At 66.2% G+C, this 26,471-nt stretch carries 23 protein-coding genes; 6 read left to right on the top strand and 17 right to left on the bottom strand.

The features are described from left to right. Nucleotides 1–146: 146 nt before the first annotated feature. From TGR7_RS00920 to TGR7_RS00885, 9 genes are all read right to left on the bottom strand, one after another. Nucleotides 147–1,061: a mechanosensitive ion channel family protein gene (locus tag TGR7_RS00920; RefSeq protein ID WP_012636774.1), complete on the bottom strand. Its 915-nt coding sequence runs from the start codon at nt 1,059–1,061 to the stop codon at nt 147–149. Nucleotides 1,062–1,171: 110 nt separating this feature from the next. Further along, complete coding sequence (asnB, locus tag TGR7_RS00915) at nt 1,172–3,184, bottom strand: asparagine synthase (glutamine-hydrolyzing) (RefSeq protein WP_012636773.1); 2,013 nt, start codon at nt 3,182–3,184, stop codon at nt 1,172–1,174. A gap of 216 nt (nt 3,185–3,400) precedes the next feature. After that, a complete protein-coding gene (locus tag TGR7_RS00910) occupies nt 3,401–4,489 on the bottom strand; it encodes an aspartate/ornithine carbamoyltransferase family protein (RefSeq protein WP_012636772.1) in 1,089 nt (362 codons plus the stop codon). Then, nucleotides 4,483–4,605, bottom strand: a complete 123-nt coding sequence (locus tag TGR7_RS17870; protein WP_012636771.1) for a hypothetical protein — start codon at nt 4,603–4,605, stop codon at nt 4,483–4,485. Before TGR7_RS17870 ends, TGR7_RS00910 begins: the two co-directional genes overlap by 7 nt. A 180-nt stretch (nt 4,606–4,785) precedes the next feature. Continuing rightward, complete coding sequence (locus TGR7_RS00905; protein ID WP_012636770.1) at nt 4,786–6,222, bottom strand: sodium:solute symporter family transporter; 1,437 nt, start codon at nt 6,220–6,222, stop codon at nt 4,786–4,788. Continuing rightward, nucleotides 6,219–6,962 (bottom strand): cysteine hydrolase family protein, encoded by a 744-nt coding sequence (locus TGR7_RS00900; RefSeq protein WP_012636769.1) that lies wholly within the window; start codon nt 6,960–6,962, stop codon nt 6,219–6,221. Before TGR7_RS00900 ends, TGR7_RS00905 begins: the two co-directional genes overlap by 4 nt. Next, nucleotides 6,959–8,248, bottom strand: coding sequence for a Zn-dependent hydrolase (locus tag TGR7_RS00895; protein WP_012636768.1), 1,290 nt, complete (start codon nt 8,246–8,248; stop codon nt 6,959–6,961). The genes TGR7_RS00900 and TGR7_RS00895 overlap by 4 nt, the downstream gene beginning before the upstream one ends. After that, nucleotides 8,245–8,679, bottom strand: a complete 435-nt coding sequence (locus TGR7_RS00890) for a hypothetical protein (protein WP_012636767.1) — start codon at nt 8,677–8,679, stop codon at nt 8,245–8,247. The genes TGR7_RS00895 and TGR7_RS00890 overlap by 4 nt, the downstream gene beginning before the upstream one ends. A 4-nt stretch (nt 8,680–8,683) precedes the next feature. Further along, a complete protein-coding gene (locus tag TGR7_RS00885) occupies nt 8,684–9,226 on the bottom strand; it encodes a MarR family winged helix-turn-helix transcriptional regulator (protein ID WP_012636766.1) in 543 nt (180 codons plus the stop codon). A gap of 94 nt (nt 9,227–9,320) precedes the next feature. On the opposite strand from TGR7_RS00885, the gene TGR7_RS00880 reads away from it, so the two are divergent. From TGR7_RS00880 to TGR7_RS00865, 4 genes are all read left to right on the top strand, one after another. Next, on the top strand, nt 9,321–11,699 hold the full coding sequence (locus TGR7_RS00880; RefSeq protein ID WP_012636765.1) for a sucrose synthase: 2,379 nt from the start codon (nt 9,321–9,323) through the stop codon (nt 11,697–11,699). A gap of 492 nt (nt 11,700–12,191) precedes the next feature. Next, nucleotides 12,192–14,138 (top strand): PrkA family serine protein kinase, encoded by a 1,947-nt coding sequence (locus TGR7_RS00875; protein ID WP_012636764.1) that lies wholly within the window; start codon nt 12,192–12,194, stop codon nt 14,136–14,138. 6 nt (nt 14,139–14,144) lie between these two features. Further along, nucleotides 14,145–15,428 (top strand): YeaH/YhbH family protein, encoded by a 1,284-nt coding sequence (locus TGR7_RS00870; protein ID WP_012636763.1) that lies wholly within the window; start codon nt 14,145–14,147, stop codon nt 15,426–15,428. 1 nt (nt 15,429) lies between these two features. After that, nucleotides 15,430–16,983 (top strand): SpoVR family protein, encoded by a 1,554-nt coding sequence (locus TGR7_RS00865; RefSeq protein WP_012636762.1) that lies wholly within the window; start codon nt 15,430–15,432, stop codon nt 16,981–16,983. Between the two features lie 188 nt (nt 16,984–17,171). Here the strand turns inward: TGR7_RS00865 and TGR7_RS00860 are convergent, their stop codons facing one another. The 3 genes from TGR7_RS00860 to TGR7_RS00850 all read right to left on the bottom strand — a co-directional run bounded on the left by TGR7_RS00860 (nt 17,172) and on the right by TGR7_RS00850 (nt 21,157). Beyond that, the gene (locus tag TGR7_RS00860) at nt 17,172–18,104 is read right to left on the bottom strand and encodes a carbohydrate kinase family protein (RefSeq protein ID WP_012636761.1); all 933 of its coding nucleotides are present in this window, start codon (nt 18,102–18,104) and stop codon (nt 17,172–17,174) included. Nucleotides 18,105–18,317: 213 nt separating this feature from the next. Next, nucleotides 18,318–18,521 (bottom strand): transcription antiterminator/RNA stability regulator CspE, encoded by a 204-nt coding sequence (gene cspE, locus TGR7_RS00855; protein WP_012636760.1) that lies wholly within the window; start codon nt 18,519–18,521, stop codon nt 18,318–18,320. Between the two features lie 209 nt (nt 18,522–18,730). Continuing rightward, nucleotides 18,731–21,157, bottom strand: a complete 2,427-nt coding sequence (locus tag TGR7_RS00850; protein WP_012636759.1) for an EAL domain-containing protein — start codon at nt 21,155–21,157, stop codon at nt 18,731–18,733. A gap of 167 nt (nt 21,158–21,324) precedes the next feature. Here TGR7_RS00850 and TGR7_RS00845 point away from each other — a divergent pair, with 167 nt between their 5' ends. Together TGR7_RS00845 and TGR7_RS00840 are read left to right on the top strand one after the other, a co-directional pair. Further along, entirely contained in the window at nt 21,325–22,533 is a 1,209-nt protein-coding gene (locus TGR7_RS00845; protein ID WP_012636758.1) for an alkaline phosphatase family protein, read from the top strand. 47 nt (nt 22,534–22,580) lie between these two features. Beyond that, nucleotides 22,581–22,880: a hypothetical protein gene (locus tag TGR7_RS00840; protein WP_012636757.1), complete on the top strand. Its 300-nt coding sequence runs from the start codon at nt 22,581–22,583 to the stop codon at nt 22,878–22,880. Nucleotides 22,881–23,002: 122 nt separating this feature from the next. On the opposite strand, the gene TGR7_RS00835 is transcribed toward TGR7_RS00840, so the two are convergent. From TGR7_RS00835 to TGR7_RS00815, 5 genes are all read right to left on the bottom strand, one after another. Next, nucleotides 23,003–23,368 (bottom strand): hypothetical protein, encoded by a 366-nt coding sequence (locus TGR7_RS00835; protein WP_012636756.1) that lies wholly within the window; start codon nt 23,366–23,368, stop codon nt 23,003–23,005. A gap of 166 nt (nt 23,369–23,534) precedes the next feature. After that, nucleotides 23,535–24,824: an ATP-binding protein gene (locus TGR7_RS00830; RefSeq protein WP_012636755.1), complete on the bottom strand. Its 1,290-nt coding sequence runs from the start codon at nt 24,822–24,824 to the stop codon at nt 23,535–23,537. Further along, the gene (locus TGR7_RS00825) at nt 24,824–25,504 is read right to left on the bottom strand and encodes a response regulator transcription factor (RefSeq protein WP_012636754.1); all 681 of its coding nucleotides are present in this window, start codon (nt 25,502–25,504) and stop codon (nt 24,824–24,826) included. The genes TGR7_RS00830 and TGR7_RS00825 overlap by 1 nt, the downstream gene beginning before the upstream one ends. A gap of 16 nt (nt 25,505–25,520) precedes the next feature. Next, nucleotides 25,521–25,757: a PepSY domain-containing protein gene (locus tag TGR7_RS00820; RefSeq protein WP_012636753.1), complete on the bottom strand. Its 237-nt coding sequence runs from the start codon at nt 25,755–25,757 to the stop codon at nt 25,521–25,523. Between the two features lie 178 nt (nt 25,758–25,935). Then, nucleotides 25,936–26,469: a glycine zipper 2TM domain-containing protein gene (locus TGR7_RS00815; protein WP_012636752.1), complete on the bottom strand. Its 534-nt coding sequence runs from the start codon at nt 26,467–26,469 to the stop codon at nt 25,936–25,938. Between the last annotated feature and the right edge of the window lie 2 nt (nt 26,470–26,471).

The following is a 26,471-nucleotide window of genomic DNA, read 5'->3' as shown; positions in this document are numbered from 1 at the left end:
ATTGATTGGCTGAAACTCACCCTGGGCGATCGGGGCGGGCTCGAGACACCTTTGGCCTTTCGCGTCGTAGCTTGGGGTGAGCGACGCGAACCCCAACAGCATAGCCACGAGGATGCACCTCGTTGGGGTTTGCGTCGCGTACCACCCTAGCTTTGAGCCTTGCCCGCTTCCTGATTGACCATCCTGGCCAGGATGGGCGGGCTGGCCTCGCCGAAGTACAGGGTACGGTGCGGGAACGGGATCTCCACACCCTGGGCATCGAACGCATACTTCACCCGACGCAGGAACTCACGGCCCACGTACCACTGCTTGATGGGCAGGGTCTTGATGCGCCCCTTGATGACCACGGCGGAGTCGTCGAACTTGTCCACGCCGAAGATCTCGATGTCCTGGATGTTGGGACCGTAGTCGGCGTCGGCCTTGATCTCCTCACCCACGTCCCTGAGGATGCCCACCACCTTGTCGGTGTCCTCCTTGTAGGCCACGCCGATGTCGAACACGTAGGCGGACCACTCCCGGGTCAGGTTGGTGACCGCGTCGATGGTGCCGTTGGGAAAGATGTGCACCTTGCCCTCCAGGTCGCGCAGCACCAGGGTACGGAAGTTGATGGACTCCACCAGCCCGCCGGTGCCGTTGACCACCACCACGTCGCCCACGCGCACCTGGTTCTCCAGGATGAAGAAGAAGCCGCTGATCACGTCCCGCACCAGGTTCTGGGCGCCGAAGCCGATGGCAAGGCCCAGCACACCGGCCGAGGCCAGGATGGGGGCCACGGAGACGCCCAGCTCGTTGAGGATCACCAGCAAGGCCATCACCCAGACCACGATGAGCACCAGCTGGCGCAACAGCCGCACCAGGGTCTCGGCGCGCTTGGTGGCCTCCGAGGGCACGTCGCCCTGCTTCTTGCCCGACTCCACCAGCTTTCTCTCCATGCGGGCCAGACCGCCCCGGACCACGCTCATGATCACCCAGGCCATGACCAGGATGAGCAGGATGCGCAGGGTGGAGAAGATCAGCTCTTCCCATTGGACGCCTTCGAGATATTCCAGGACGAGTTCCATGTTGGGTGCTCCAGCGGTTGTCTCTTCAGTGTGGACAAAGTGGGAAGGGTGAATTGGGAAGTGGGAATAAGGAACTTCAACTTCGCACTTCCAAATTCACACTTCCCACTTCATGCGGCCCAGCCCAGTTCCTGCGCCTTCCTGCGTGCCAGCGCCGGCACGTCCTGGGCCACGAAATGACTGTGCAGGACCTGCACGCCGATCATGTGGTTGATCACCGCGTCCAGCTGCACCTGGGTGGAGGCGGAGGTGTCCTCGGCCTCGTGCAGGGCGAACAGGGCCTTCACGCCGGCGGGGTCCAGCAGGCCGGCGGCCTCGATGGCCTCGTCGGAGAGGTATTCATCGGCCAGGGCCTTCATGGCGGCCCACTTCTTCGGGTCCGTGTGGGCCGGCGGGGCCATGAACGCGAACTTCTCACGCTCGTAGAGCACCTTGGGCAGCAGGCCCTTCATGGACTCGCGCAGCACGTACTTCTCGGTGCGGCCACGGATGCGCATGGAGGGCGGGATCTTTGTCGCGAATTCCGCCAGGTGGTGATCCAGGAACGGCGGACGGGCCTCCATGGAGTTGGCCATGTCCACCCGGTCGCCGCCCCAGGTGAGGATCTGGCCTTCCAGCATGGTCTTGATCCACACGTACTGGGCCTTGTCCAGGGGATGACGCCCCTCGATCATGTCGCCGTCCAGAGCCTCGGCGATGGCGCGGCCCGGCTCGTAGCCTTGCACCTGTTCACGCATGGCCCCGGACATGAGACCCGGCACGTGGGCAGCGGTGGCCAGCCAGGGCTGCAGGCAGGAGGGGGTGAAACCCACCAGGTCGCTGAGCGCCGGGTCGTCGAGTTCGTTCTCGGCCAGCATGGCACCGGAGAACAGCTTGTTGCTCTCCGCCAGCATCTGCTCCCAGCTGGCCCGCTCGGCGGGGTCCATGTGATCCAGGCCGTGCAGGAACATGTCGCGCCGGAAGGCCGGGTAGCCGGCGAAGAGTTCGTCGGAACCCTCGCCGGTGACCACCACCCGGTAACCGGCCTGGTTCACGTGCCGGCTCATGAGCAGCTTGGCCACGCCCAGGGTGTTGTAGATGGTGCGCTCGGCGTGCCAGAGGGTCTCCACCAGGTTGTCGTAGAGGTGGTCGGCATTGAGCCGCATGATGTCCTGGTCGGCGCCCACAGACTCGGCCATCTCTTTCGCGATGGGGGTCTCGTCGTAGTCCTTGTTGTCGAAGCCGATGGTGAAGGCCTTGACGGGGGACTGCTGGTTGGCGGCGGACAGGCCCAGGGTGATGCAGGAGTCGATGCCGCCGGACAGGTAGCAGGCCACGGGCACGTCCGCCTCGAGACGCAGCTGCACTGCCTCCATCAGTTCCCTGCGCACGCCCTCGATGTAGACCTCGTCGTCCTCGGGCTCGCCACGCTCGGAAAGCAGCGGGAAGTCCATGTCCCAGTAGCGCTCGTCCTTGATCTCGAACTTGCCATGGCGCCGCTCGAAGGTGATCACGTGGCCGGGCTTGACCTGGTGGATGCCGTCGAAGGCCGTGGTGCCGGGCACCACGGTCTGCATCAGCTGGTGATAGAGGCCCTGGGCGTTGAAACGGCGCGGGACGTCCGGGTGGGCGAACAGCACCTTGATCTCGGAACCGAACACGATCTTGCCGTTGACCTCGGTCCAGTACAGGGGCTTCACGCCGAAGCGGTCGCGGATCAGCATGAGGCGATCCTTGGCCCGGTCGTACAGGGCCACGGCGTACTCGCCGCGCATCTGCTTGAGGGTCTCCTCAAGGCCATAGCGCTCGTAGAGGTGCAGCACCATCTCCGAGTCCGACTTGGAGCGGAACTTCGCCCCCCGGGAGGTCAGCTCGGTGCGGATGCGCTTGTAGTCGTAGAGTTCGCCGTTCACTGCCAGCATCAGGTTGCCGTCCTGGGAGGCGAAGGGCTGACGTCCGCGGTTCTCGTCCAGGTCGATGATGGTCAGGCGCGCGTGGGAGAAGCCCACGCCGCGATCCTTCTCGACACGATAACCGAAACCGTCCGGACCCCGGTGATACTGGATGGCCGCCATGGCCACCAGGGTTTCCGGATCAACGGGCTGTTTGGGGTCGGCGTGCAACACGCCTGCAATTCCACACATGTGTGTTTTCTCCTGCTTGCATTATTCGGAAAGGCTTGATGATTGCCGCAGAGGCGCGGAGAGAGAAACGCTTTGACAGGATTTACATGATTGACAGGATTAAAACTGCTTCCTACAGATCCTTGTCTTAAATCATGTTGATCATGTAAATCCTGTCCAGTCCCTTGATATCTCTGCGCCTCCGCGTCTCTGCGGCCGCCTTGAATTCAGTTCGTTTCAGCCGCGCCCGACATCCGGCACATCCATGACCTCGCTGATCCGGCGCACCATGCAGGTGAGCAGGGCCATGCGGATGAACACCGCGCCGCGGGCCTGGGCGAAGTACCAGTTGTGCGGGGTCTTATCCAGGTCGGTGGACAGTTCCTCGCCGCGGGCGAGCGGGTGCAGCACGATGGCGCCCTTCTTCAGCGGCGATGCGGCTGACAGGCGCATGTCCATGCCCATGGCCTCGAAGGTGTCTCCCACCCAGGCGATGGCATTGATGTACACCACGTCCAGGCTCGGCAGCTCGCCGTCCAGATCCGTAGCCACGCGCACCTTGAGCCCGGCCTCGGCCAGCTCCTGGGCCTGCCCCTCATCGAACAGATCGTCCTCGCGACTCAGGATCACCACCTCCTCGATGGCGTGGGCGAAGCAACCCAGGGTCAGCAGCAGGCTGCGCACGGTGCGCATGCGGCTGGGCACGCCGATGATGCCGATGCGGATGCGCTGCCCGGCGGGCAGATCCGTGCGGGCCAGTTCGGGACGCCACTTCATGATGGTGTAGACATCCGCCATGGCCTGGGTGGGGTGCTCGTCGATGCCGTTGCCGGCATTGATGATGGGGATGCGCAGGGAGTCCAGCATCTCGTAGATCGCCGGGCCTTCGTTGTTGCGCAGCACGATCACGTCACCGTAGTTGTTGAACATCTCGGCGATGTCGGCGAGGGATTCGCCCTTGGCCATGCCCGTGCTCTTGGGATCAGTGATGGACATGATGTCCCCGCCCAGCCGGTGCCAGGCGCTCTCGAAGGACAGGCGCGTGCGGGTGCTCGGCTCGTAGAAGGCGCTGATCAGGATCTTGCCGGCCAGGGGCGGATGCAGCAGCGCGGGCGTGCTCTCGTACTGGGCCGCCAGGCGAAAGATCTGAACCAGGGTCTCCCGGTCGAACTGGCGCGAGGAGACCACGTGCCGGCTGGACAGGGTCATGAGCGGGCGCGGGTCCTCGGGCAGGCTGTCCAGCAGCGCCTTGGGCCGCTCAATGCCGGCGGTACCGTCCTTGGGCTGCAGCGGGCGGTCCAGCTGCGCGTCGTTGGTTTCTACCATAGCGTGCCTCTCCTCAGGTCACGGATGAATAAACCGATGAGCAGCAGCGGCGACAGGGTGGTCACCACGGTGGCAATGCTCACCAGTAATGCGAATGCACTGACGGATATCGTCATGGATCCAACTCCATCATTTATCTGCTCGCCGCGGAGGCGCGGAGAGCAAGACACAAAATCCTCTGACAGGATTGACAGGATGAAAGCGGATTAACAGGATTGAAGCTTTTACATGTCAATCTTGTTAATCCTGTCCATTTCATTTCTCAGCGTCTCCGTGTCTCTTCGGTACGGCTTTCTTCAACCATGCGCCGGGGCTTCGCGCAGGCTTGCCCATTGAAAATCTCTCGGCCACAGCCAGGTACTGATCAACACCAAGGCCATGGAGATGGCCGCGGATACGAGTGCCGCCACGTAGAAACCGATGGCGAAGTAGCTGTACAGGCCGATCACCGTGCCGAGCACCATGGCGGCGATCACGCCCCAGGGGTTGGTGCGCCGCCAGTACAGGCCGGCGACGATGGGCATGATGGTGCTGGCCACGAAGGCGCCCAGGAACTGCAGCACGGCGCCCAGGGTCCCGAGCCGCAGCATGCACACCGCCCAGGTGATCACACCCAGAAACAGCACGATGCTCTTGGCGGCCAGATACACTTCCCGCTCACCCGCAGACTTGCGCAGGTGGCCCTTGTAGATGTCCCGGGTCACCAGGTCCGAGGTCGCCGCCAGCACCGAGTCGAGGCTGGAAGCGAGCGCCGAGAACACCACGATGAAGACGATGATGGCCCCAGCCAGACCCAGCAGCTCACCGGCCACCAGGGGCCCCACCATGTCGGCGCCCGGCACGTTGATGCCGAGCGCCGGCGTGGCCAGGGCTATGAATCCGGCGACGATGGGAATGGGCATCCACAGCAGGCCCGCCATCAGGTAGGCCCGCTTGCCGACACCCTGGCCGAAGGCGAAGGCGCGGCTCCACCACACGTTGGAATGGAAGATCTCGCCCACGCCGAACAGCAGGTTGTTGAACAGGAACATAATCGCGGCGGGGAACAGCAGATTCAGCAGTTCGGGACGCTGTTCCGAGACCGTCACGTGGATTTCACCGAAGCCGACCTGAGCGATCACCAGCCACGCCAGGATGACCAGGCCAACCAGGATCAGAATCGTCTGAACGAAGTCGGTGCCGATCACCGCGCGCAGACCACCCAGCAGGGTGTACAGCACGCAGATGAACAGGATCACGCTCATGCCCACCCGGTAGTCGATACCGGCGAGCGCCTCGATGAGCACGCCGCCGGCCATGCCCAGGCTGATCAGCCAGCCCAGGCCGTAGATCAGCGAGATCACCAGGAACACGCGCCAGGCGGTTTTGCCATAGCGCAGACGGATGAAATCGCCACTGGTAAAGCCGCCCGGCATCAACCTGCGGATGCGCCCCGCCAGTGGCGCGAACAGGATCAGTCCCACAGAGCCCAGGGCATAACCCACCATGCCCCAGATGCCCAGTTGCAGTGCGAACTGGGGCGCGGCCATGGTGGTGTTGGTGGTCACCCAGGTGGCCATGGCCGTGGCGGTGGCCAGCGCCAGACCCACGTTGCGCCCGGCCAGCATGTAGTCATCCACGGTCCGTGCTCTGCGCCCCAGATACCAGCCCAGGAAGACCCACACAACGCTGAATGCGCCCAGAATCAGCCAGGCGATGTTCGCCGGCAGCGCCAAGGCTTCCAGCCCGTTCACGAGGCCTCCGCCACCTTGGCCACCTCGGCCAGCGCCTCTTCGGTGCTCATCACCCGGGCATAGCGGTCCTTGATGGTGGTCAGCGTCGCCTGCTGCATCTGCGGGGTCACCGTCGCGCAACCGTCCTCGATCAGGGTCACGTAGAAGCCCAGGTCACAGGCATCGCGGATGGCGGTGGAGACGCACTCGTTGCTGTAGACCCCCACCACGAACAGCGACGTGATCTCCAGGTTGCGCAGCACGTACTCCAGGTTCGTGGAGGTGAACACGCCGCTGGCGGTCTTGTTGATGATGATCTCGTCGCCCTGGGGTGCGACCATCTCCACGAACTCCGCTTCCTTGGAACCGGGCGCGGCATGCAGGTTGAGTCGCTTGTGCCCCGGACCCCGGTCGCGGCCGTCGGCGGTGAGCGACTGGATGCGGGTGTGGATCACCTCCAGGCCCACGGCGCGGAATGCGTCCTGCAGGCGCCGCACGTTGGGCAGCACCTGGTTCTCCAGGGCGTTGAAGTAGTACTCCTGGGCCTCGATGGGCACGCCGGATCGCTCGCAGTCGGCGAACACCCCGTAGCCCCGCGCCGCATCCAGGTACTGCAGGTCGATGCACAGCAGGGCCGCGTGGTGGGCGCCCAGCTCGCGCTTCAGGATTCGGTTGGTGATCAGGGTCTCGCGGTACTGGTCCCTGAGCGGGTCGATGCTGTCGTACTTCGACAGGTCGGTAACGTTGTCCGGCTTGCTCATGCCTGCTTCCTCTTCGGTTTTTGTTCTCTGATGGCCGCGCCGGCATCCGCGGCGGCCAGCTGCAACACCGTGTGCAAGGCCAGGTTCGCGCCCCGCTCGATGTCCTCCCAGGCGGTCCACTCGGAGGCCGAGTGGCTTTTGCCCTCCAGGCTCGGCACGAAGATCATGCCGGTGCGGGTCACCGAGCCCATGATCTGGGCGTCGTGGGCGGCGCCGCTCGGCATGCGCAGGTGCTTGAGTTCGAGACGTTCGGCGGTGTCGGTCACCAGCTGCACCAGGCCGGGATCGCAGCGCATGGGCGGGATCTCCGAGAGCACGTCGAACTCGAACATCAGGTCCCGGCGACGGGCCAGGGCCGAGAGGGTCCGGCGGAAGGCATCCGCCAGGTTCCTGAGGGTCTCGGCATCGGTGTCACGCACGTCCAGGGAGAAGCTGGTCTGCCCCGGCACGGTGTTGGCGGCGCCGGGCTTGAGCTCCACCCGGCCGATGGTGGCGCGGCTGTGGGGGCTGCCGTGCTCCTCCAGGATGCGGTTGATCTCGCCGGCGAATTCCGCCAGGCCCTGGAAGCTGTCCACGCGCATGTCCATGGGGGTGGTGCCCGCGTGGTTGGTCTGGCCCATGAGGCGCACGTCCCACTTGAACAGGCCGGTGATGGCGTCCACCACGCCGATGGACACCTGGTTGCGGTCCAGCACCGGGCCCTGCTCGATGTGCAGCTCCAGGTAGGCGTGGATGGAATCCGGCGCACGCCGGGCGAACAGGGCGGCGTTGGCGTCCAGCCCCCAGGAGGCCATGGCCTCGGTCAGCGTCACGCCATCCAGGTCCCGGGCGTTGTGGATCACCGCCGGCGTCAGCTGCCCGGCGATGGCCTGGGAGCCGAACAGGCCGCCGAAGCGCCCCTCCTCGTCGGTGAAGTCCACCGCCTCCAGGGGATGCTTGAGCGCAACGCCCGCCTCCTTGACGGTGCGCAGCACCTCGAGCCCCACCAGCACGCCGAGCGCCCCGTCCAGGGGGCCGCCGCCGGGCACCGTGTCCAGGTGCGAGCCCATCATCACGCTGGGGCGCTTGTCGTCCCAGTCCAGACGCGCGTGCAGGTTGGCGGCGCCGTCCTCGTAGACCTCCAGCCCCGCCGCCTCGATGCGCGACCGGAACCAGCGACGGCCCTCCAGATCGCCCTCGCTGAAGGCCATCCGGTGGATGCCCTGGTCGGGGGTCTGGCCGATGCGCGACAGGGCCAGCACGTCCTCGCGCAGGCGTTCAAAGTTGACTCGGATAGGGTGGTTCATGGGGTGTCTCGATCCTCCCGGACGCCCCGGATGATCACCGCCAGCAGGACGGCGAACACCAGTGCGCCCACGACAAAGAATTGCAGCGCCCGGGCCAGGCTGTGGTGTTGCACGGTGACCTGAAGCGGCTCGCTCCAGGGGCCGGGGCCAGACTCGCCCAGCACACGCACCCGGTAGAAGTACTCGCCATCCGGCCTGCCGGTGATCACCGAGGCGGTATCCGCGCCGGTGTACAGGGTGCGCGCAGGGTTGAAGTGGGCGCCGTCCGACTCCTGCAGTTCGAAGCGGGCCGCCCCGTCGGCCTCCCAGCTCAGGCGGTAGACGCCATCGGTGGCCCGCTCGGGCGAGGCGCGCAGGTCAGGCGCGGCCAGCGCCGCCGGGGCGGCCAGCAGGCTCAGGCACCAGAGTAGGAGCAGTACACGACGCGCCAAGGGCTCAGTCCTCGTTGTCGATGGGCCGCAGGGCTGCGTCATCGTCGCGCTCGTCCATGCCTTCCAGCAAGGCGGCGAGACCGGATTCCAGGGACGCGAGCTGGTCCAGGGGCAGGGCCTGCAGGGCACGGTTGAGCTCACCCTGGGCGGGGGCCGGGGCCGCCTCCAGCAGTTCCGCGCCCCGGGCGGTGAGGTAGAGCGTCACCACCCGCTGGTCCAGGCCCGCGCGGCGGCGCTCCACCAGGTGCTTCTTCTCCAGCTTGTCCAGCATGTTGGAGGCCGTGGACGGGTGGATCATCAGGCACTGGGACAGGTCCCCCACGCTCAGGCCGGGGCTTCGGTGCAGTTCCCACAGGGCCCACAGCTGGGCGGCACTGACGCCGCAGGCCTTCTCGATGCTGCGGGAGTGGGTCTGCAGGGCCCGGAACACAATGCGCAACTGGCGGATCACCGTCTGAACGCTGGCCGTCTGAACGCTGGGGCCCTGCGGGGAAACGGCATCCTGACCGGCGCCGTGCCGGCTCATCTCGGAATGGGGTGTGGCCATGGGATTTCTTTTTGCAGAAAGTATTTTTGTACAATAACATTACTCCCATCGCCATGACAACGCGACCCCGCCCACACATCCCCAAGGAGGCCCCATGACCCAGCCCACCCGGGACGCCCTGGAACTGCACCGGGAAGCCGCCTACCTGCTGCTCAGACGCTACCTGGCCCTGGGCCGCCCTTTCCTGCTGCGCTCGGAGCTGCAGGACGGCTTCCAGGCCCTGTGCCTGGAGCGGGACGAGCCGGGGCTGGCCGAGAGCCCCCTGGCGGACCTGGTGGGCCAGGCCCAGGAGGCGGTGCTGGCGGCCCCCTGGGTCTGCCTGGCCCTGCGCCCGCGCATCGGCCGCTGGCAGTTCCTGCGCATCCACGCCGACGACCTGAGCGTCGAGGACCTGGGGGTGAGCGAGTTCCTGGCCATCAAGGAGCGCCTGGTGTGCCCCGCGCCCCGCCATGGCCGGCCCCTGGAGTTCGACATCGAGCCCTTCAACCGGGAGTTTCCGCGCCTGCGCGAGACCCGCTCCATCGGCCGCGGCGTGGAGTTCCTCAACCGCAAGCTCTCCAGCCAGCTGTTCGACCGGGCCAACGGCGGCCTGGACAAGCTGTTCCGCTTCCTGCGTGAACACCGCTGCGATGGCCGGCTGCTCATGATCAACGACCGCATCCGGGACGTGGATGCCCTGCGGGTGGCGATCCGGGACGCGGAACAGCGCCTGGCCCGGCTCAAGCGGGACACCCCCTGGGCGGACTTCGCCCATCCCCTGCAGGACCTCGGTTTCGAGCCCGGCTGGGGTCGGGATGCGGGCCGGGTACAGGAGACCCTGCGCCTGCTCTCGGAACTGCTGGAGGCGCCGTCCCCGGAGAGCCTGGAACGCTTCCTGGCGCGCATCCCCATGATCTTCAGCCTGCTGATCCTCTCCCCCCACGGTTTCTTCGGCCAGGCGGGGGTGCTGGGCCTGCCGGACACCGGCGGGCAGGTGGTCTACATCCTGGACCAGGTGCGCGCCCTGGAGCGGGAGATGCGGGACCGGCTGGCGGAACAGGGCCTGGACATCGAGCCGCGCATCCGGGTGGTGACCCGCCTGATCCCCGAGGCCCGGGGCACCAGCTGCGACCAGCCCGAGGAGGCCGTCTCCGGCACCGAGAACGCGCGCATCCTGCGGGTGCCGTTTCGCCGCGAGGACGGCGAGGTGGTGCCCCAGTGGATCTCCCGCTTCGAGATCTGGCCCTACCTGGAACGCTTCGCCGACGAGGTGGAACGCACCATCCTGGCGGACCTGGGCGGACGCCCGGACCTGATCATCGGCAACTACTCCGACGGCAACCTGGTGGCCTCCCTGCTCTCGGCCCGTCTGCACGTGACCCAGTGCAATATCGCCCACGCCCTGGAGAAGACCAAGTACCTGTATTCCGATCTCTACTGGAAGGACAACGACGCCCAGTACCACTTCGCCACCCAGTTCACCGCCGACCTGATCGCCATGAACGCGGCGGACTTCATCATCACCAGCACCTACCAGGAGATCGCTGGCACCGGCGAGGACATCGGCCAGTACGAGAGCTACATGAGCTTTTCCCTGCCGGATCTCTACCGGGTGGTGCGCGGCATCGACGTGTTCGACCCCAAGTTCAACATCGTCTCCCCGGGCGCCGATGACCGGGTGTACTTCCCCTACACGGAGGAAGAGCGGCGCATCACCGGGCTGCACGAGGAGATCGAGGCGCTGCTGTTCGGCGGGCACCGCGACGATGCCCGCGGCGTGCTGGCGGCACCGGAGCGGCCGGTGATCTTCACCATGGCGCGCCTGGACCGGATCAAGAACATCGCGGGACTCGTCTCCTGGTACGCGCAGAACGCCGAGCTGCGCGCGCGGGCCAACCTGGTGGTGGTGGCCGGCACGGTGGACCCGTCACGCTCCGACGACCAGGAGGAACAGGCCCAGATCGCCCGGATGCACCAGCTGTTCGACGCGCATGATCTCAACGACTGCGTGCGCTGGCTGGGCGTGCGTCTCGACAAGACCCTGTCCGGGGAGCTGTATCGCTGCATCGCCGACCGGCGCGGCGTGTTCGTGCAGCCGGCCCTGTTCGAGGCCTTCGGCCTCACGGTGATCGAGGCCATGGCCTCGGGCCTGCCCACCTTCGCCACCCGCTACGGCGGGCCGCTGGAGATCATCGAGGACGGCGTCAGCGGCTATCACATCGACCCCAACCACGGCGAACAGGCCGCGCGCATCCTGATGGAATTCCTCGAACGCTGCGCGTCCGACCCGGACCACTGGCAGCAGATCTCAAGGAGTGCCATCAGGCGCGTGGAGCAACGTTACACCTGGAAGCTGTACGCGGAGCGCATGATGACCCTGTCACGCATCTACGGTTTCTGGAAATACGTCACCAACCTGGAACGGGCCGAGACCCGGCGTTACCTGGAGATGTTCCACGCCCTGCAGTACCGGCCGCTGGCGTTGCTGAAGTAGGAAGTGGGAACTGAAGTGCGAAGTGTGAATTGGGAAGTGGGAATGAGGATTGATTCTCCGCCTGATTGAATCGGCTTATCCACGCCAATCTGTTTTTATCAGCGTAATGAACTTCGCACTTCCAAATTCCCACTTCGCACTTCAAGACTGCCGTTCCCGCAGCAACACGATCCGTTTATCGGATGACATCGACAGCGCTGCACACGTGTCGATCCCTGTACTAAGCTTTGATCATGGGCATGCAATCCTGCGAGCCCCGCAGCAGACTTAGGTGTCCATCGGCCAGGTGAATACCGGTTCACAAACAGGCCTTGCACCACCGACGCAACGCGCCGGCACGCTCATTCACACTTCACCGATTCATCTTGAGATTTCCCGGAACTGCGCCAGCCACCCCGGGGTCCAAATTTCTGACAGCCGCCGGACCCGCGCGAGCAGGTCCGGCGGCGTCGCGCTCACACCACTGCATCCTGACGAGGAGGTGTCACCGTTATGGATTCGGCAGAAACCCTGATTGCCCAGTACGCCCGCGAATTCCAGAAGCGCCAGGAATCGGAAATGTCCCTGGCCGCCTATCTGGAAGCCTGCGCCGACGATCCCATGCTCTACGCCACCGCCGCCGAGCGCCTGGTGGCCGCCATCGGCGAACCCCGGGTCCTGGACACCGCCAGGGACGAACGCCTGGGTCGCATCTTCCTGAACCGCACTATCAAGATCTATCCGGCCTTCGAGGATTTCTATGGCATGGAGGAGACGGTGGAACGCATCGTCGGCTTCTTCCGCTACGCCGCCCAGGGCCTGGAGGAACGCAAGCAGATCCTCTACCTGCTGGGCCCCGTGGGCGGCGGCAAGTCCTCCCTGGCCGAGCGCCTCAAGTCCCTGATGGAGAAACACCCGGTCTACGTGCTCAAGGCGGGTGAGGAGCTCTCGCCGGTGTTCGAGAGCCCCCTGGGCCTGTTCGATCCCGGTGTCCACGGTCCGGAGCTCGAAGCCCGTTTCGGCATCCCGCGCCGGCGTCTCACCGGGCTCATCTCCCCCTGGGCGGTGAAACGCCTGGACGAGTTCGGCGGCGACATCTCGCGCTTCTCCGTGGTGCGCCTGTATCCCTCCAAGCTGCGCCAGATCGCCATCGCCAAGACCGAACCGGGCGACGAGAACAACCAGGACATCTCCTCCCTGGTGGGCAAGGTGGACATCCGCAAGCTCGAGCTCTACAGCCAGAACGACACCGACGCCTACAGCTACTCCGGCGGGCTCAACCGGGCCAACCAGGGCATCCTGGAATTCGTGGAGATGTTCAAGGCGCCCATCAAGATGCTGCACCCGCTGCTCACGGCCACCCAGGAGGCCAACTACGTGGGCACGGAAAACATCGGCGCCATCCCCTTCCAGGGGGTGATCATGGCCCACTCCAACGAATCCGAGTGGCAGGCGTTTCGCAACAACAAGAACAACGAGGCCTTCCTGGACCGCATCTCGGTGATCAAGGTGCCCTACTGCCTGCGCGCCACCGAGGAAGAACTCATCTACGACAAGCTGATCCGCACCAGCGAGCTGAGCGAGGCCCCCTGCGCCCCGTCCACCCTGGACCTGCTGGCCAAGTTCTCCGTGCTCACCCGCCTCAAGGAACACGAGAATTCGAGCCTCTATTCCAAGATGCGCGTCTACGACGGCGAGAGCCTCAAGGACACCGACCCCAAGGCCAAGTCCATGCAGGAATACCGGGACGTGGCGGGCGTGGACGAGGGCATGAACGGGGTCTCCACCCGCTTCGCCTTCAAGGTGCTCTCCGAGACCTTCAACTATGACACCCGCGAGGTGGCCGCCGATCCGGTGCACCTGCTCTACATGCTGGAGCAGGCCATCCGCCGGGAACAGTTCCCGGAGGAGACGGAACGACGCTACCTGGAATTCATCAAGGCGGAGCTGGCGCCCCGCTACGCGGACTTCATCGGCAACGAGATCCAGAAGGCCTATCTCGAGTCCTACCACGACTTCGGCCAGAACCTGTTCGAGCGCTATGTCTCCTACGCGGACGCCTGGATCGAGGACCACGACTTCAAGGATCCGGACACCGGGCAGATGCTCGACCGCGCGGCGCTCAACCAGGAGCTGTCCAAGATCGAGAAGGCCGCCGGCATCGCCAACCCCAAGGACTTCCGCAACGAGGTGGTGAAGTTCGCCCTGCGCGCCCAGGCGGCCCAGGGTGGCAGGATGCCCTCCTGGACCTCCTACGAGAAGATCCGCGAGGTGATCGAGAAGCGCATGTTCAGCCAGGTGGAGGACCTGCTGCCGGTGATCAGCTTCGGCACCAAGGCGGACTCGGACATGGAGCGCAAGCACAGCGAGTTCGTGCAGCGCATGGTGGAGCGGGGTTACACCGAACGCCAGGTGCGCCGCCTGGTGGAGTGGTACATGCGCGTCAAGCAGGCGGGCTGAGGCCTCATGGTCAGCATCGTCGATCGGCGCCTCAACCCCAAGGACAAGAGCCTGGCCAACCGCCAGCGTTTCATCCGTCGTGCCAAGCGCCAGATCCTGGACGCAGTGCGCGACATCTCGGGCAAGCGCAAGGTCACCGAGGTGGGTCAGGGGGAGGAGGAGATCCGCATCCCCGCCGACGGCCTGCAGGAGCCCTCGTTTCGCAAGGGCACGGATACCGGCATGCGCCGCCACGTGGTGCCCGGCAACAAGGAATACCAGGCCGGCGACCTGATCCCGCGGCCCGACGGCGGCGAGGGCGGGCGCGGCCCCGGCGGCAGCCCGACGGGGGAGGGGGAGGACGAGTTCCGCTTCACCGTGAGCCGCGACGAATTCCTGGACCTGTTCTTCGAGAACCTGGAACTGCCGGAGCTGGCGCGCACCCAGCTCTCCAAGGTGGAGCAGGAGGGCGTGCAACGGGCGGGATACTCCGTGTCCGGCTCGCCGGCGAGCCTCAACCTCACCCGCACCATGCGCAACTCCCTGTCCCGGCGCCTGGCCCTGCGCCGTCCCAAGCGCGAGGAGATCCTGGAACTGGACCGGGAGATCGACCGCCTGGAACGCTCAGGCAAGGACCCGGAGCGCCTGCGCGCCCTGGTGCTGGAGCGCGAGGCGCTCACCCGCCGCTCCCGGCTGATCCCCTACATAGATCCCATCGACCTGCGCTACAACCGCTTCACGCCGGTGCCGCGCCCCATCTCCCAGGCGGTGATGTTCTGCCTCATGGACGTCTCCGGCTCCATGACCGAGGACATGAAGGACCTGGCCAAGCGCTTCTACATGCTGCTCTACCTGTTCCTGGAACGGCGCTACCGGCACGTGGACATCGTGTTCATCCGCCACACCCACATCGCCCAGGAGGTGGACGAGGAGACCTTCTTCTACTCCCGGGAGACCGGCGGCACCCTGGTCTCGCCGGCGCTCCGGGAGATGGAGCGCATCGTGCGGGACCGCTACCCCCCCTCGGACTGGAACATCTACGCCGCCCAGGCCTCGGACGGCGACAACACCCCCTCGGACAACGCCACGGTGGTGGAACTGCTGGAGAACGTGATCCTGCCCCTGTGCCGCTATTACGCCTACATCGAGGTGTCCGAGGAGCGCGGCTGGGACGCCCCCACGGACCTCTGGGAGGTCTACCAGAAACTGGTGGCCAAGGGTCACCCCATGGCCATGCGCAAGGTCAAGAAGCGCGCCGACATCTTCCCGGTGTTCCAGGACCTGTTCACCCCCGCCGAGCTCAGACGCTGACATGATCAACCGCTTCGAAGCCGACGCCCGCCTGCTCTACACCGGACCGGACTGGGACTACCGGCTGGTGAAGAAGGCCTATGACGCCATCGAGCGCATCGCCGTGGACGAGATGGGTCTCGACCCCTATCCCAGCCAGATCGAGGTGATCAGCTCCGAGCAGATGCTCGACGCCTATGCCTCCATGGGCATGCCCCTGTTCTACCGGCACTGGTCCTTCGGCAAGCACTTCGCCCGGGACGAGATGCTCTACCGCAAGGGCATGACCGGGCTCGCCTACGAGATCGTGATCAACTCCAACCCCTGCCTGTGCTACATCATGGAAGAGAACACCATGACCATGCAGACCCTGGTCATGGCCCACGCCGCCTTCGGCCACAGCCACTTCTTCAAGAACAACCAGCTGTTCAAGGCCTGGACCGACGCGGACTCCATCCTGGACTACCTGGACTTCGCCAAACGCTACGTGGCCGAGTGCGAGGAGCGCTACGGCGCCGAGGCCGTGGAGCAGGTGCTGGACGCCGCCCATGCCCTGATGAGCCACGGGGTGCACCGCTACCCCCGCAGGACCCTCAACCTGAAGCGCGAGATGGAACGGGAGCGGGAGCGGCGCCGCCACGAGGAACAGACCTTCAGCGATCTCTGGCGCACCCTGCCCCGGCGCAAACCCGAGGACGGCGACGAGGACCCGGGACTGGACGCACGCCGGCGCGCCCTGGGCCTGCCCGAGGAGAACCTGCTGTATTTCCTGGAGAAGCGGGCGCCCAAGCTGGCCCACTGGCAGCGCGAGCTGTTGCGCATCGTGCGCATGGTGGCCCAGTACTTCTATCCCCAGCGCCAAACCAAGGTGATGAACGAGGGCTGCGCCACCACGGTGCACTACGCCATCATGAACCGCCTGCACGAGACCGGGCAGATCACTGACGGCGCCTTCATGGAGTTCCTGCACGCCCACACCAACGTGGTGTTCCAGCCCGAGTTCGACGACCGGCGCTTCTCGGGCATCAACCCCTATGCCCTGGGTTTCGGCATCCTCCAGGACATGAAGCGCATGGGCGAAAACCCCACCGAGGAGGACCGGCGCTGGTTCCCGGACATCGCCGGCAACCCGGACTATCTCGGCACCTGGAAGTCCGCCTGGGCCGAGTACCGGGACGAGAGCTTCATCCTGCAGTTCCTGAGCCCGCGCCTGATGCGCGAGTGGCGCCTGTTCTCGGTGACCGACGATGCCGACGAGGCGGACCTCAAGGTCGAGGCCATCCACAACGAGGCCGGCTACCGGGAGGTGCGCCGGGCGCTGGCCGCCCAGTACGACCTGGCCCGCCACGAACCGGACATCCAGGTGGTGGACGTGGACCTGACCGGCGACCGGCGCCTGATCCTGGAACACCGGGTGCTGGACGGACGCCTGCTGGAAGAGCGCAACACGCTCATGGTCCTGCGCCACCTGGCCAACCTGTGGGGCTACCCGGTGAGCCTGGTGGAGATCGACCCCCGGGACGAGGACATCCTCAACGCCTACGAGGACGTGGAGCCGGATCGGCGGATGGATTGATCCTGCACCCCTGCTCGGTGATTGCGTCTCCTACATGCGCCGCAGTTCGACGCAAAGGACGCAGAGACGCAGAGACGCAGAGACCGCAAAGCTATTGAGATGGATGTTGTGTCTCTTCAGGCACGCTAAAACTTTGCGACCTTAGCGTCCTTTGCGCCCTCCGCGTGAAACGCCGAAACCAACGCCACTCAGAACCGATAACCAAACTCCCTCTGGAACCGCTCCGCAAAACCGTCCCGGTCGAAGCGGTGGTTCTGGGTGCCGTAGTGTTCGATCTTGATGGCGCCCATCAGCGAGGCGATGCGCCCGGTGGTCTCCCAGTCCATGTCGCGCATCAGCCCGTAGAGCAGGCCGGCGCGGTAGGCATCGCCGCAGCCGGTGGGGTCGCTGACCTGCGCCGGCTTCGCCGAAGGGATCTCGAGGCACTTCCCGCCGGTGTAGACCAGGGAACCCTCGCCGCCCCGGGTCACCACCAGTGCCTTCACCCGCTCCGCCAGCTGTTCCACGCTGAGCCCCGTGCGGTCGCACATGAGCTGCGCCTCGTAGTCGTTGAGGGTCACCCAGGTGGCCTGGTCCACGAAGCGCTTGAGGTCCTCGCCGTCGAACATGGGCATGCCCTGACCCGGGTCGAAGATGAACGGTATGCCGCTGTCCGCGAACTGCTCCGCGTGCTGGATCATGCCGTCGCGGCCATCGGGTGAGACGATGCCGAGGGTGATGTCGCGGGCGTCGCTCACCTTGTTGCGGTGCGACTCGCCCATGGCGCCGGGGTGGAAGGCAGTGATCTGGTTGTCGTCCTGGTCGGTGGTGATGAAGGCCTGGCCGGTGTAGTGATCGTCGAGCAGCTTGATGTGCTTGCGGCTGATGCCGTTCTCGTCCAGCCAGTTGGCGTAGGGGCCGAAGTCGCCGCCCACGGTGGCCATGATCACCGGGTCATCCCCCAGCAGGTTCAGGTTGTAGGCGATGTTGCCGGCGCAGCCGCCGTACTCGCGGCGCATCTGCGGCACCAGGAACGACACGTTCAGCATGTGCACCTTGTCCGGCAGGATGTGATTCCTGAACCGGTCGGGGAACACCATGATGGTGTCGTAGGCGATGGAACCGCAGATCAATGCAGACATGGAGACTCCTGAGAATTCGGACAGAAGGCACCGACCATAACGAAGGCCTCAGGCTCATTCAAGATTCAAAATTCAAAATTCAAAGGCGGGACAGTACTGTTTCCTTTGAATGTTGAATTTTGAATCTTGAATGAGCCTGTAAAAAAAAGCCCCGCACGGGGCGGGGCTCATACGTGAGGCCATGGAGGCCCTCCCGTTTACTGATTTCCGGTCTTACTGTGCGACGACGTTCGCCGCCTGCGGGCCCTTGGGGCCATCCTGCACATCGAAAGAGACCTTCTGGTTTTCGGCCAGGGTCTTGAACCCTGAGCCGCTGATGGCGCTGAAGTGGACGAATACGTCCTTGCCACCGTCATCAGGAGTAATGAAACCAAAACCCTTGGATTCGTTGAACCACTTCACAGTACCAGTTGCCATGGAACGCTACCTCAAAACAAACAATTGAACACTCACGGTTGATGCGCGCAGGTCATTGCAGGGGGGTCAATCGCGAGCCAGTGACGAGACTGTAAACACGAGCGACACCTAAGAAACGAACCGCCACAGGCACAAGCTACGCAACTTTTTCACGCCGCGCCAGTGTTTTTTGCAAAGGTCACGGCTAATTCATAACAATCGTACGGGGATTAATCCCGGCCAGTTTGAAACAGGCTGCAATCTCGGAAAGGCTTCGGCCGGCCGATGCCGTAGCCCTGGGCGTAGTCCACGCCGATCTCGCGCAGGTGTTCGAGCACCGCTTCGGATTCCACGAATTCCGCGATGGTCTTGACCCCCAGCACGCGGCCGATGCGGTGAATGGCGCCGACCATGGCGGCATCCACCGGGTCGGTCAGCACGTCCTGCACGAAGCTGCCATCGATCTTCAGGTAGTCCACGGGCATGTGCTTGAGATAGTTGAACGAGGACAGTCCGCTACCGAAATCATCCAGGGCGAAGGCGCAGCCCATGTCGCGCAGTTCGCGGATGAAACCGGCGGCACTGGAGAGATTGGCGATGGCCGCGGTCTCGGTGATCTCGAAACAGAAGCGGTGGGCGGGCAGGCCGTAGTAGTGCAGCGCCTCGGTGACGAAGTCGAGCAGATCCTCCTGGCCCAGGGACTGGCCGGAGAGGTTGATACCCACGATGGCATGCTGCTTCAGGGCGAAGTCCGAATCCGCCAGCATGGCAAACACCGAGCGGATCACGTGCCGGTCCACCTGGGGCATGAGGTTGTAGCGTTCCGCCGCCGGGATGAATGCCCCCGGCTCCACCAGGCTGCCGTCCTCGGCCTTGAGCCGCAGCAGGATCTCGAAGTGGGGCACACCCTCCCCGGAGATCGGCCGGATCGGCTGGCAGTAGAGTTCGAAACGCTCCTCCTCCATGGCCTCGCGGATGCGGCCCAGCCATTCCATCTCGCCGAAGCGGGTCTTGAGGGCCTGGTCCCCGGGACGGGAGACATAGACCCGGTTGCGGCCCTGTTCCTTGGCCACGTAGCAGGCGGAATCCGCCTCGCTCAGCACCTCCGAGAGGGAGGCGCTGGCCCCGTCGATGGCTACCAGGCCGATGCTCATGCCCACGTCGAAACGCCGCCCTTGCCACATGAAACGCAGCTCGGCCACCTCCGCCAGCAGTTGGTGACAGATGCTCAGGGCGCGGTCCAGGGGGCAGTTTTCCAGCAGCAGACCGAACTCGTCGCCGCCCAGGCGGGCCAGGGTGTCGGTGTCGCGGATGTGGCGGGGCAGGGCGGCGGCCAGCTGGCGCAGCAGCTCGTCGCCGGCCACGTGCCCGCAGGTGTCGTTGACCACCTTGAACTGGTCGAGATCGATGTAGCAGAGGGCGTGGCTTCGACTGCTGCGCCGGGCGCTCTCCAGGGCCTCGCGCACCCGGTCCTCGAACTCGCGCCGGTTGATCAGCCCGGTGAGGGCGTCATGACGGGCCTGGTGACTCAGCTGCCGGGCCATGTCCCAGAGCATGCTGAAGTCATGCAGCACCAGCACCGCGCCGCTGATGCCGTCCTCCCCGTCCCGCAGGGGCGAGGCCGTCAGGCGCACGGCGTAGCTCTCGCCGTCCGGGCGGCGCAGCCGGCTCTCCTCGCTGAACACCACCGGGCTGCCGCCGTTGAAACAACGTTCCACGGGATCGGGCAACAGTTCGCCGCTCTCCAGATCCTCCACCCGCAGGATCTCCTCCATGGGGCGGCCGCGGGCCTGGTTCAGGGTGAAGCCGGTGAGCTGTTCCGCCACCGGATTCATGTAGGCCACCCGACCGGCCACGTCTGCGGTGATCACGCCGTCGGCGATGGACTCCAGGGTGGTGAACAGCCGGTCGCGCTCGCCGCTGAGTGCCTGCTCGGCGAGGCACTGGGCGGTGATGTCGTAGGAGACCCCCAGCACGCCCCAGCCACCCGCCGCTTCATCCGGCACGGGCTGCCAGTGGTGCAGGAAGCAGCGCCCCTCCACCCGGCTTTCCAGCTGCACCGGCTCGCCCGACAGGGCCCGCCGCAGCCCCTCGGCCACCTCCGGGTAGGCGCCGTACATCTCCAGGGCGTTCATGCCCACCGCCTGCCCGGGGACAAGCCCCAGGCCCTCCAGACCCTTGCCCTCGGAGAGCATGAAATTGCCGTGCCGGTCCAGGGAAAACAGCACCATGGGCGCGCTGGTGATGGCGGTACGCAGCTGGTGTTCCCGCTCGCGCAGGGTGCGCTCCGCGGCCAGGCGCTCACTGATGTCCAGGAAGGTGGCAAAGACCTGCGCCTGCTCGCCCACCCGGACGGCATTGATGTGCACCTCCGCCGGGAAGGTGCTGCCGTCCTTGCGCCGGTAGGTACTCTGGAAGCTGGCGGGCAGGTGCCGTTCCGGGTTGCCGTGCACCCGGCCCACATCCTCGCGGGTGGCGTTCAGGTCGAAGTCGGTGACGTGCAGTCCGCCCACCAGCTCCTCGTGGCTGTAGCCGAGGCTGGCGCAGGCACTGCGATTGGCCTCGACGATGCCGCCATGCCGGTCGATCAGGACCATGGGATCCAGGGCCTGCTCGAAGATCAGCCGGAAGCGCAGGTTGTCGTTGCTGGCGGGCATGGAAGCCTTTGGGTGAGTGAGCGGCCAGGGGCGGGTTCCACGCTGCCCGTCTCATGACCCCGTTCAGACCGAGTCTACGCGAATAAAGTCCGACTGGCGCTGCTTCAGTGGGACCGGTGGTCCTGTTCCCATGACGGAACGCCCCGCATCGGGTTACGCTCCCCAAAATGGCACAGGCCCATGACAACCCCGCAGGTTTCGCGGACCTTCAACCGGGATGGTCCCCGCCGGACTATGCCGGCGAAGGCATCGCCAACCTGATGCAGAGCCTCGCTTTGGGGCTGGGTGATCGTGCGCCGCACAGCGCCTTGCCGCCCCTCAATGGCCTGCCGCCCGAGTCGGTCGCCCGGCACAGCCGCGTGCTGCTCATCGTGGTGGACGGGCTGGGTGATGCCATGCTCGCCGACCCCGGCCTGTGCCCGAACCTGCGTGCCCACCGGGTGAGGGCCCTCTCCTCGGTCTTTCCCACCACCACGGCGGCGGGCATCACCACCTACCTCACCGGCCAGCCGCCCGCACGGCACGGACTGACCGGCTGGTTCACCTACATCGAGGCCCTGGACCAGGTCATGGCTGTGCTGCCGGGCCTGCCCCGGGGCGAGGGCCCGGGCTACGGGGATCTCGCCGTCACGCCCCGGGAACTGCTGGGCCTCAATCCCCTGTTCGCGCGCCTGTCCGTGCCCACCGCCAGCGTGAGCCCGGCACGGATCGCCAACTCGCCGTTCAATCGCAGCATCAGCGGCGATGCCCGGGGCTATGTCTACAAGGACCTGGCCGGCTTCTTCCGGCAGACCCGCCGGGCCGTGCTGGACGCACCCGGCTTTGTCTACGCCTACTGGCCGGAACTGGACCACCTGGGTCATGAGCATGGCGCCGACAGCGCCGAGCTGCGCGCCCACCTGGCGGAACTGGACGCGGGCTTCGCCCGCCTGCTGGAGGGCCTGGCCGGCAGCGACACCCTGGTGCTGCTCACCGCCGACCACGGCATGATCGACGCGCCCCGGCGCGTCGACCTGTCACAACACCCACAGATCGCCGCCTGCCTGAGCCACCCCCTGTGCGGCGAACCCCGGGTGGCCTTCGCCTATGTGCGCCCCGAGGCCAGGGCGGCATTCGCGGAGCGTGTCCGGGAGGAACTCGGCCATTGCCTGAGCCTGGTGGACAGCCGGGTGCTGCTGGAAGACGGCTGGTTCGGGCCCGGCCCCGCGCACCCGGCGCTGGCCGGCCGGGTGGGCGACTTTGCCCTGTTCATGCATGACGGCTGGATGATCTTCGACCGGGTGCCCGGAGAGAAACGCCCGCCACGCATGGTGGCGGTGCACGGCGGGCTCAGCGAGGCGGAACGGCGGGTGCCGCTGGTGATGGCGCGGGTCTGAGCCGTACCCGTGATAAAATCGGGGCCTTACGCATGAGGTCCGCAGCCATGATTGATCCAGATGACGCCTACCAGACCGCCGCCACCGAGACCGTGGAACTGGCCAACCGGCTGGCGGCCGACACCCCCGACAACCACCCCTGGGACATCGCCGACGGCCTGCTGGCCGGCGCCGTGCACTACTGGCTCTACAGCCGCCAGCCCTGCGGCGACCCCATGTGCGAGGACTGCAGCGCCTTCGCCACCGCCGACCTGCGGGTGGCGGAACTCAAGCGCCTGGTGGAACAGCTGGCCCAGGACAGCGATTACTACCATTCGCCGACGGATGTGAACGTCGGTCGCGCGTAGCGCGATCGACAGTGGCTAGTGGCAAGTCTCAAGTGGCGAGGAACACCACCCTCACCCCGACCCTCTCCCTGAGGGAGAGGGGGCTCTAGTTGCCACTAGCCACTTGAGACTTGCCACTGCCCTCAAGCACTTTCATCCACCCGCCTCACCCCGCCGGTCTGCCCGAGCATCTCGCTGATCCGCTGCTCCAGGAGATCAGCGGGCGCGCGGTAGGGACTGCCGTAGCTTCCCCGACGCATCACGTTGCTCTGGCGCTGCTCCTGCGGTTCGGCCAGGGCCACCCGCAGACGGCCCAACATCTCCCGTTCCTGCCGGTCGCGGCGTTCCTCCTCGGTGCGCGCCGAGTCCGAGGACGGCACCGGACGACGGATCGATTCGGCGCCGGCGCGCTCCGCCTCGCCGCGCACGGGCACCGGCCAGGTGGATTCCGGATCGCCACGGATGATCGGCGGCGGCAGGGCGGCGAACTGGACGGGGGCGAGAGACACGGGGTTGAGGTGGGAAGGGTGAATGGGGAAGTAGGAAGCAGGAAATAGGAGTTTAGAACTTTTGGGGAGAATTCAAAATTCAAGATTCAAAATTCAAAATTCAAAGGAAAACCTGCTGCCCGCCTCCTTTGAATTTTGAATCTTGAATTTTGAATCTTGCTTCGCCTCACCCCGGCAGCACCACCCTCACCTGCGCCCCGCCCAGGGGGCTGCGGTCAATCTCGATACGGCCCTCGTAGGCGGCGACGATATCGGCCACCACCGCCAGGCCGATGCCCTGGCCGGGGACCTGCTCGTCCAGACGCCCGCCTCGGGTGAGGATGGTGGGCACCTCCCCGGGGGGGATGCCGGGGCCGTCGTCGCAGACGGACAGTTCCAGGCCCTCGCCGGTCTGGCCGGCACTGACCCGCACCCGGCTACCGCCATGCTTCCAGGCGTTGTCCATCAGGTTGCCCAGCAGCTCCATCAGGTCGCCCTCGTTGCCGCGAAACTGGAGGCTGGACGGCACGTCCATCTCGAACTGCACGTCCCGTTCCGGGTAGACCTTGCCGAGCGTCGAACCCAGGCGCTGCACCAGGGGCGCCACGGGGATGGGCGCGCTCAAGACCGTGCGGCCGGAGGTGGCGGCCCGCTGCAGCTGGTAGGCGACGATGCGTTCCATGCGCTCCAGCTGCTCCAGGGCCTGATCACGGTCCGGGTCCCGGGTGTCCAGGGTGCCGCGCAGCACCGCCAGCGGGGTCTTGAGGCTGTGGGCCAGGTTGGACAGGGCGTCCCGGTAGCGGGCCAGCTGGGCCCGCTCGTGGTGGATCAGGGCGTTGAGGTTGTCGGTCAGGCCCTTCAGCTCCACCGGGTAGCGGCCCTCCAGGCCGGGCTGCTCGCCGCGCTCCACGGCGCGCAGTTCCCGGGCCACCTGGCGCAGGGGCTTGAGGCCCCGGGACAGGGCAATGCCCTGGGCGGCCAGCAGCAACACCGCCAGGGCCGCCAGGGCGCCCCAGAGGCTCTGGCGGTATTCCGAGAGCTGGGCCTCGAAGGCCCGGCGATCCTCCAGGATGCGGAACTCCAGGGGGTAGAGGCGTTCCCCCAGCTCCCAGTTCACGGTCAGGTTGACGGTGAAGGGCAGGGCGTCGCGGTCCGGGTCACGGCCCAGGGCCGAAGGCGAGATCCACAGACGCTCGCCGGCCGGGGTGCGGATCTCCGCCACCAGCCCGGACTCCGGCAGCATCAACCTTGCCTCGGGCAGGCGTTCCGGGAGGATGACGCGCCCGCCGGCATCCACCTCGGTGACCCCCATCAACAGGTACAGCTGGGCATGCAGGCGCTCGTCCAGGGCCTGGGCGGCGCTGTCCCGGAAGGCCCGCTCCAGGGCGAGCGCGGTGAGGCCGGCGAACACCGCCACCACCACGGCGGCGATCAGCCCCACCCGCAGGCTCAGGGAGTTGAGGCGGCCCCGGGGCATCAGATGTCCGGGGTCAGGGTGAGCCGGTAGCCCCGGCCGCGCAGGGTCTCGATGGGAGTCAGGCTGCCGTCCGGGTCCAGCTTCTTGCGCAACCGGCCGATGAGCACCTCCAGCACGTTGCTGTCCCGGTCGTCGTCGTGGGCGTAGAGATAGTCGGTCAGGGTCTGCTTGGAGACCACCTGGCCGGCGTGGCGGGCCAGGTATTCCAGCACCCGGTACTCGAAGGTGGTCAGCGAGACGGGCTCGCCGTTGCGGCTCACCGCCTGGGCGGCGGTATCCAGCACCAGCGGCCCCAGGGCCAGGCGCCCGTCGGCGCTGCCGGCGGCGCGCCGCGCCAGGGCCCGGATGCGGGCCACCAGTTCCTCCATGTGGAAGGGCTTGGCCAGGTAGTCGTCCGCGCCGGCCTCCAGGCCCTGCACCTTCTCCTGCCACTGGCTGCGTGCGGTGAGGATCAGCACCGGCACCTTGCCGCCTCCGGCGCGCAGGCGGCGGATCACCTCCAGCCCCGGCAGGCGCGGCAGGCCCAGGTCCACCACCGCCACATCGGCGGGATATTCGGTCAGCTGGAACAGCCCGTCTTCGCCATCGGCGCTGGTGTCCACCATCCAGCCCTCCGCCTCCAGGCGGGTGCGCAGCTGCTCGCGCAGGGGCGCCTCGTCCTCGATCACGACTACACGCATGGCCTGGTTCTCCGCTTCACAGCCAATCCCCTGTCTGGGCGTCCACCCGGATGGTGCGTACCCGCTGGTTGTCCACCAGCACCCGGATGACGTGCACCGTGGTGCCGTTGTGATGCTGCGTCTCGGCGGACAGCACCCGCCCGCCGGTGCGCCGCTGCACCTGGGCCACGGCCTGGTTGAGGGAGATCTGGGCGTTGGCCTGGGCCAGCCGGTCGGCCGGGTAGGGGACAGCCGCATCCGGCATCAGGGGCATCGCGGGAGGGGGCTCGCTGATCGACCCGGCGGTTTGATGGTCAGGCCACGGGGCGGCCTGCACGGACATGACCAGGCCGACGCTCAATATGAGTGCTCGGCCGAGGCCGCGAAGCGATGAAGAGACACGGGTGTTCATGGACTCAAGTGTACCGCCTCGCGGCCCCGGGGAAAGGGCCTCAGTCGATGGGATCGACGCTCACGCGCACGCGCACCGTCCGGCCCGGATCGTAGGGCATGGTGCGGGTGTACTCCTGGCCCTGGTAGCGATAGGTGACCCGGTAGCCCACGTGGCGCTCTTCCTCGTAGAAGCGCTCCACGGTCTGGCACTGCTGCTCCTGGGTGGTGTAGACCCGGGTCTGCTGGCGGCTCTGGGCCATGCTGTTGCCGATCACGGCACCGGCCACGCCCCCCACCACGGTGGCCGCATTGCGGCTGTCGCCCTTGCCGATCTGGTTGCCCAGCACGCCGCCGATCATGGCGCCGGACAGGGTATAGGCACCGGTGCTCGGACCGGTCTGCTGCACGTGGCGTACCGGCTGGGTCCAGCATTCCTGGGCGGGCGCGGCCACCCGCACCAGCTCCTTCACCGGGCGCACGTCCACCACCCGGGCCTGGTCGTAGAACACGCCGCCGGGGCGGTCGAAGGCCTGGGCCGCGCCGGTGGTCAGCGCGGCCAGGGCCAGGGGAATCGCTGCATATCGGGTTTTCATGA

Origin of the sequence: Thioalkalivibrio sulfidiphilus HL-EbGr7 (genome assembly GCF_000021985.1) — a bacterium.
GTDB classification, from domain to species: Bacteria; Pseudomonadota; Gammaproteobacteria; order Ectothiorhodospirales; family Ectothiorhodospiraceae; genus Thioalkalivibrio_A; species Thioalkalivibrio_A sulfidiphilus.
The sequence above is the reverse complement of the archived record's forward strand: the minus strand, read 5'-3'. Positions and strand labels throughout refer to the sequence as shown.

What these genes read in the sequence shown, in the direction of transcription:
- TGR7_RS00880 (WP_012636765.1), top strand. Translation starts at nt 9,321, where the DNA reads ATGACCCAGCCCACCCGGGACGCCCTGGAACTGCACCGGGAAGCCGCC.
- TGR7_RS00840 (WP_012636757.1), top strand. Translation starts at nt 22,581, where the DNA reads ATGATTGATCCAGATGACGCCTACCAGACCGCCGCCACCGAGACCGTG.
- TGR7_RS17870 (WP_012636771.1), bottom strand. Translation starts at nt 4,605, where the DNA reads ATGACGATATCCGTCAGTGCATTCGCATTACTGGTGAGCATTGCCACC.
- TGR7_RS00860 (WP_012636761.1), bottom strand. Translation starts at nt 18,104, where the DNA reads ATGTCTGCATTGATCTGCGGTTCCATCGCCTACGACACCATCATGGTG.
- TGR7_RS00815 (WP_012636752.1), bottom strand. Translation starts at nt 26,469, where the DNA reads ATGAAAACCCGATATGCAGCGATTCCCCTGGCCCTGGCCGCGCTGACC.
- TGR7_RS00865 (WP_012636762.1), top strand. Translation starts at nt 15,430, where the DNA reads ATGATCAACCGCTTCGAAGCCGACGCCCGCCTGCTCTACACCGGACCG.
- TGR7_RS00910 (WP_012636772.1), bottom strand. Translation starts at nt 4,489, where the DNA reads ATGGTAGAAACCAACGACGCGCAGCTGGACCGCCCGCTGCAGCCCAAG.
- TGR7_RS00875 (WP_012636764.1), top strand. Translation starts at nt 12,192, where the DNA reads ATGGATTCGGCAGAAACCCTGATTGCCCAGTACGCCCGCGAATTCCAG.
- TGR7_RS00825 (WP_012636754.1), bottom strand. Translation starts at nt 25,504, where the DNA reads ATGCGTGTAGTCGTGATCGAGGACGAGGCGCCCCTGCGCGAGCAGCTG.
- TGR7_RS00895 (WP_012636768.1), bottom strand. Translation starts at nt 8,248, where the DNA reads ATGAACCACCCTATCCGAGTCAACTTTGAACGCCTGCGCGAGGACGTG.
- TGR7_RS00885 (WP_012636766.1), bottom strand. Translation starts at nt 9,226, where the DNA reads ATGGCCACACCCCATTCCGAGATGAGCCGGCACGGCGCCGGTCAGGAT.
- TGR7_RS00845 (WP_012636758.1), top strand. Translation starts at nt 21,325, where the DNA reads ATGGCACAGGCCCATGACAACCCCGCAGGTTTCGCGGACCTTCAACCG.
- TGR7_RS00920 (WP_012636774.1), bottom strand. Translation starts at nt 1,061, where the DNA reads ATGGAACTCGTCCTGGAATATCTCGAAGGCGTCCAATGGGAAGAGCTG.
- TGR7_RS00830 (WP_012636755.1), bottom strand. Translation starts at nt 24,824, where the DNA reads ATGCCCCGGGGCCGCCTCAACTCCCTGAGCCTGCGGGTGGGGCTGATC.
- TGR7_RS00870 (WP_012636763.1), top strand. Translation starts at nt 14,145, where the DNA reads ATGGTCAGCATCGTCGATCGGCGCCTCAACCCCAAGGACAAGAGCCTG.
- cspE (WP_012636760.1), bottom strand. Translation starts at nt 18,521, where the DNA reads ATGGCAACTGGTACTGTGAAGTGGTTCAACGAATCCAAGGGTTTTGGT.
- asnB (WP_012636773.1), bottom strand. Translation starts at nt 3,184, where the DNA reads ATGTGTGGAATTGCAGGCGTGTTGCACGCCGACCCCAAACAGCCCGTT.
- TGR7_RS00900 (WP_012636769.1), bottom strand. Translation starts at nt 6,962, where the DNA reads ATGAGCAAGCCGGACAACGTTACCGACCTGTCGAAGTACGACAGCATC.
- TGR7_RS00820 (WP_012636753.1), bottom strand. Translation starts at nt 25,757, where the DNA reads ATGCCCCTGATGCCGGATGCGGCTGTCCCCTACCCGGCCGACCGGCTG.
- TGR7_RS00850 (WP_012636759.1), bottom strand. Translation starts at nt 21,157, where the DNA reads ATGCCCGCCAGCAACGACAACCTGCGCTTCCGGCTGATCTTCGAGCAG.